The sequence below is a fragment of the Microbacterium sp. Bi128 genome, assembly GCF_918698205.1.
This window is the reverse complement of record NZ_CAKKMM010000399.1, coordinates 1-4,036: the sequence shown is the minus strand read 5'-3', so window position 1 is coordinate 4,036 and position 4,036 is coordinate 1. Positions and strand designations below refer to the sequence as shown.

The window sequence follows — 4,036 nt, the reverse complement described above, 5'->3', positions numbered from 1 at the left end:
CCCTTGCGCTGCTGACCTTCATCGGCCAATGGAACGAGTACTTCTGGCCGCTGCTGGTGGGCCAGGACGAAAGCGTCCGCGTCCTCACCGTGGGCCTGGGCGTCTTCAAGTCCCAGTCCCCGCAGGGCGCCCCCGACTGGTCCGGCCTGATGGCCGCCACCCTGATCGCGGCCCTGCCCGTCCTCCTGCTCTTCATCGCCTTCGGCAAGCGGGTGGTCAACTCCATCGGCTTCTCCGGCATCAAGTAACCCCGGCACAACACGCAGTGCCCCGTTAACAAACATTCCCCTCAAAGAAGCACTTCCATGAAAGGTCCACCATGAAGAAGACCCTCGGCGCCGTCGCTGCCGCTGCAGCCATCGCCATCTCCCTCTCCGCCTGCGGCGGGTCCGCCCCGGCATCCTCCGAAGCCAAGGGGGAGATCAACTACTGGCTCTGGGACGCCAACCAGCTCCCGGCCTACCAGCAGTGCGCCGACGATTTCACCAAGGCCAACCCGGATATCAAGGTCAAGATCACCCAGCGCGGCTGGGACGACTACTGGACCACCCTGACCAACGGCTTCATTGCCGGCACGGCGCCGGATGTCTTCACCGACCACCTCTCCAAGTACCCCGAGTACGCGGCGAAGAAGCAGCTCCTGGCCCTCGATGACGCCGTGGCCAAGGACGGCATCAAGCTGGACAGCTACACCAAGGGCCTGGCCGAGCTCTGGGTCGGCCAGGACGGGAAGCGCTACGGGCTGCCCAAGGACTGGGACACTGTAGGCCTCTTCTACAACAAGGCCATGACCGACTCCGCCGGTCTCACCGCCGAGCAGATGGCTACCCTGGACTGGAATCCGCAGGACGGCGGCAGCTACGAAAAAGCCATCGCCCACCTGACCGTGGACAAGCGCGGCAAGCGCGGCGACGAGGCCGGCTTCGACAAGAACAACGTGGCCGTCTACGGCCTCGGCCTGGAGTCCTCCGGCTCGGGCCAGGGCCAGACGCAGTGGAGCTTCCTCAGCGCCACCACCGGCTGGACCCACACCGACAAGAACCCCTGGGGCACCAAGTTCAACTACGACGACCCCAAGTTCCAGGAGACCATTGCCTGGTGGGCCGGCCTGGCGGACAAGGGCTACATGCCCAAGCTTGAAACCACGGTAGGCGCCAGCATGTCGGACAACTTCGGCGCCGGCAAGGCCGCCATCAACACCTCGGGCGACTGGCTGATCGGCCAGTACACCGGATACAAGGGTATCCAGACCGGCTTCGCACCCACCCCGACAGGACCGGACGGCAAGCGTGCAAGCATGTTCAACGGCCTGGCCGACTCCATCTGGGCCGGCACCAAGAAGCCCGCAGCAGCCACCAAGTGGGTTGAATACCTCGCTTCCACCGCCTGCCAGGACGTCGTAGCTTCCAAGGCCGTCGTGTTCCCGGCTCTCACCAGCTCCTCCGAGAAGGCAGCCGAAGCGTTCAAGGCCAAGGGCACCGACGTCTCCGCCTTCACCACCCACGTCAAGGAAGGAACCACGTTCCTGTTCCCGATCGCGGACAAGGCGGCCAAGGTGGACGGCATCATGAAGCCGGCTATGGACGCCGTCCTCTCCGGCAAGCAGCCGGCCAGCTCCCTCTCGCAGGCCAACGAGCAGGTCAACTCACTTTTCAACAAGTAAGCCTGTTCAACAAGTAAGCCCCTGAAGCCACAGCCGCCCGCAACGGCGGCGCCCGGTGCGCGGGGTCCCCAACCCGGGATCCCGCGCACCAGCACCTGACTTCCGCACTACTGAAAGCGAATCCCCATGCACCCCGTGCACCTGCGTTCTGCCGGCACCAGCGTCCTGCTGGCCTTCGACTCCGGCGAGGCCGAGATCGTCCATTGGGGCGCCGACCTTGGGGAGAACCTCCCCGATCTGGCGATCCTCCACGGGGCCGTCCAGCACTCCGCCCTCGACATCCCCGTCACCGCCGGACTGCTCCCTCAGGCCTCCTCCGGCTGGGCCGGGCGGCCGGGCCTGCGCGGGCACCGGAACGCCGCCGGCGGCCCCGGCCTGGACTTCTCGCCGGCCCTGCGGGTGGTTGCCGCCCAAGTGCAGGACGGCGGGCGCACGGTGGTGATCATCCACCTGGACTCCGAGGCCGGGCTGGAGGTCAGTTCCGAACTCACCCTGCACCCCGGCGGCCTCCTGGAGCTGGCTCACACGCTGACCAACAGCGGCACTGCCGAATACCAGCTCGACGAACTCGCCACGGTGCTGCCGGTGCCGCGGGACGCCACGGAACTGCTCGACCTCACCGGACGCTGGTGCCGCGAAAACCACCCGCAGCGGCACGCCGTCCAGCAGGGCACCTGGGTCCGCACCGGCCGGCACGGCCGGACCGGCCACGACTCCTCCCTGCTGGTGGCAGCCGGGACCGCCGGCTTCGCCAACCGCACAGGCCAGGTCTGGGCCACGCACCTGGGCTGGAGCGGCAACCACGAGCAGTACCTCGACAGCCTCGCGGACGGCCGGCGCATGCTTGGTGCCGCCGAGCTGCTCGGCTCCGCCGAAGTGGTGCTGCGCCCCGGCGGCAGCTACCGGACGCCGTCGCTCTATGCCGCCTACTCCGGCCGCGGCCTGGACGGCATCACCGAGGCCTTCTACCACTGGTTCCGTGCCCGGCCGCAGCATGTGGACACCACCTCCGGCCGGGTCCGCCCGGTGGTGCTGAACACCTGGGAGGCCGTCTACTTCGACCACCGCCTCGAGCCCCTGCTCGAACTCGCCGAAGCGGCCGCCGGCCTCGGCGTGGAACGCTTCGTCCTCGACGACGGCTGGTTCCGCGGCCGCCGCGATGATCACGCGGGCCTTGGCGACTGGTACGTCGACGAGGGCATGTGGCCCGAGGGCCTCACGCCGCTGATCGACGCGGTCACCGGCCACGGCATGGAGTTTGGGCTGTGGGTGGAGCCGGAGATGGTCAACCTGGACTCCGACGTCGCGCGCGAGCACCCGGACTGGATCGTGGGCCCGTCGCTGCTTTCCCACAAGGACGGCGGCCGGCTTCCGCACGCCTGGCGCCATCAGCACGTCCTGGACCTCGCCAACCCGGAGGCCTGGCAATACATATACGGCCGCCTCGATGCCCTGTTGCGCGAGAACAACATCGCCTACCTCAAATGGGACCAGAACCGCGACCTCACCGAGCACGGCCGCGGCGGCCGGCCGTCCGTCCACGAACAGACGCTGGCCGCGTACCGTCTCTTCGACGCGCTCAAGGCATCCCACCCGGACGTGGAGATTGAAAGCTGCTCCTCCGGCGGGGCCCGCGTGGATCTCGGCATCCTGCAGCGAACCGACCGGGTGTGGGCCTCGGACTGCAACGATGCCCTGGAGCGCCAGACCATCCAGCGCTGGACCCAGGCCGTACTCCCCCCCGAACTCGTCGGATCACATATCGGCCCCACCACCTCGCACACCACGGCCCGCACCCACGACATCTCCTTCCGCGCCATCACCGCCCTCTTTGGCCATTTCGGCATGGAGTGGGACATCCGCGCAGCCACGGACGAGGACCGGGCCACGCTGCGCCGCGCCATCGCGCTCTACAAGCGCCACCGCGCACTGCTCCACTCCGGCAAGCGCGTCAACGCTGACACCGCCGAGCCCACCCTGAGCGTCCACGGTGTAGTTGCGCACGACGCCGGCGAGGCCCTGTTCGCTGCCGTGTCCCTGGCCTCCGCCCCGGCTGAGGTTCCCGGACTGGCCTCACTGCCGGGCCTTGACCCGAAGCGGAACTACCGCGTCCGGGCCGAACTGCCTACCCTTCTCGACGGCGACTACGCGCACACCTTTACCCAGATCCGGCCGCCGGCCTGGCTGGAAGACGGGGCCGTTGCCACCGGCGCCTTCCTGCAGCACGTCGGCCTGCCCCTGCCGGTCCTGAACCCGGAGCACGCCCTGCTCCTCCACGTCCAGGCCCTCTGACTGTCCGGTCCCGCCCCCTGCTTCCGGGTCGGGCACCGCACGTCCCCTCACTTTCGAAGGAACCCCATGACCAGCATCATC

General features: G+C 68.2%; 2 protein-coding genes and 1 pseudogene. All 3 read left to right on the top strand.

The window, feature by feature from the left end; translation table 11 throughout:
* Window positions 1-248, top strand: a pseudogene (locus LQV45_RS19800) (carbohydrate ABC transporter permease); the annotation flags it as partial.
* A 71-nt stretch (window positions 249-319) separates the two neighbouring features.
* The gene (locus tag LQV45_RS19795) at window positions 320-1,663 is read left to right on the top strand and encodes a sugar ABC transporter substrate-binding protein (RefSeq protein ID WP_230008475.1); all 1,344 of its coding nucleotides are present in this window, start codon (window positions 320-322) and stop codon (window positions 1,661-1,663) included.
* 126 nt (window positions 1,664-1,789) lie between these two features.
* Entirely contained in the window at window positions 1,790-3,955 is a 2,166-nt protein-coding gene (locus LQV45_RS19790; protein ID WP_230008474.1) for an alpha-galactosidase, read from the top strand.
* The last annotated feature ends 81 nt before the right edge of the window (window positions 3,956-4,036 follow it).

What these genes read in the sequence shown, in the direction of transcription:
- LQV45_RS19795 (WP_230008475.1), top strand. Translation starts at nt 320, where the DNA reads ATGAAGAAGACCCTCGGCGCCGTCGCTGCCGCTGCAGCCATCGCCATC.
- LQV45_RS19790 (WP_230008474.1), top strand. Translation starts at nt 1,790, where the DNA reads ATGCACCCCGTGCACCTGCGTTCTGCCGGCACCAGCGTCCTGCTGGCC.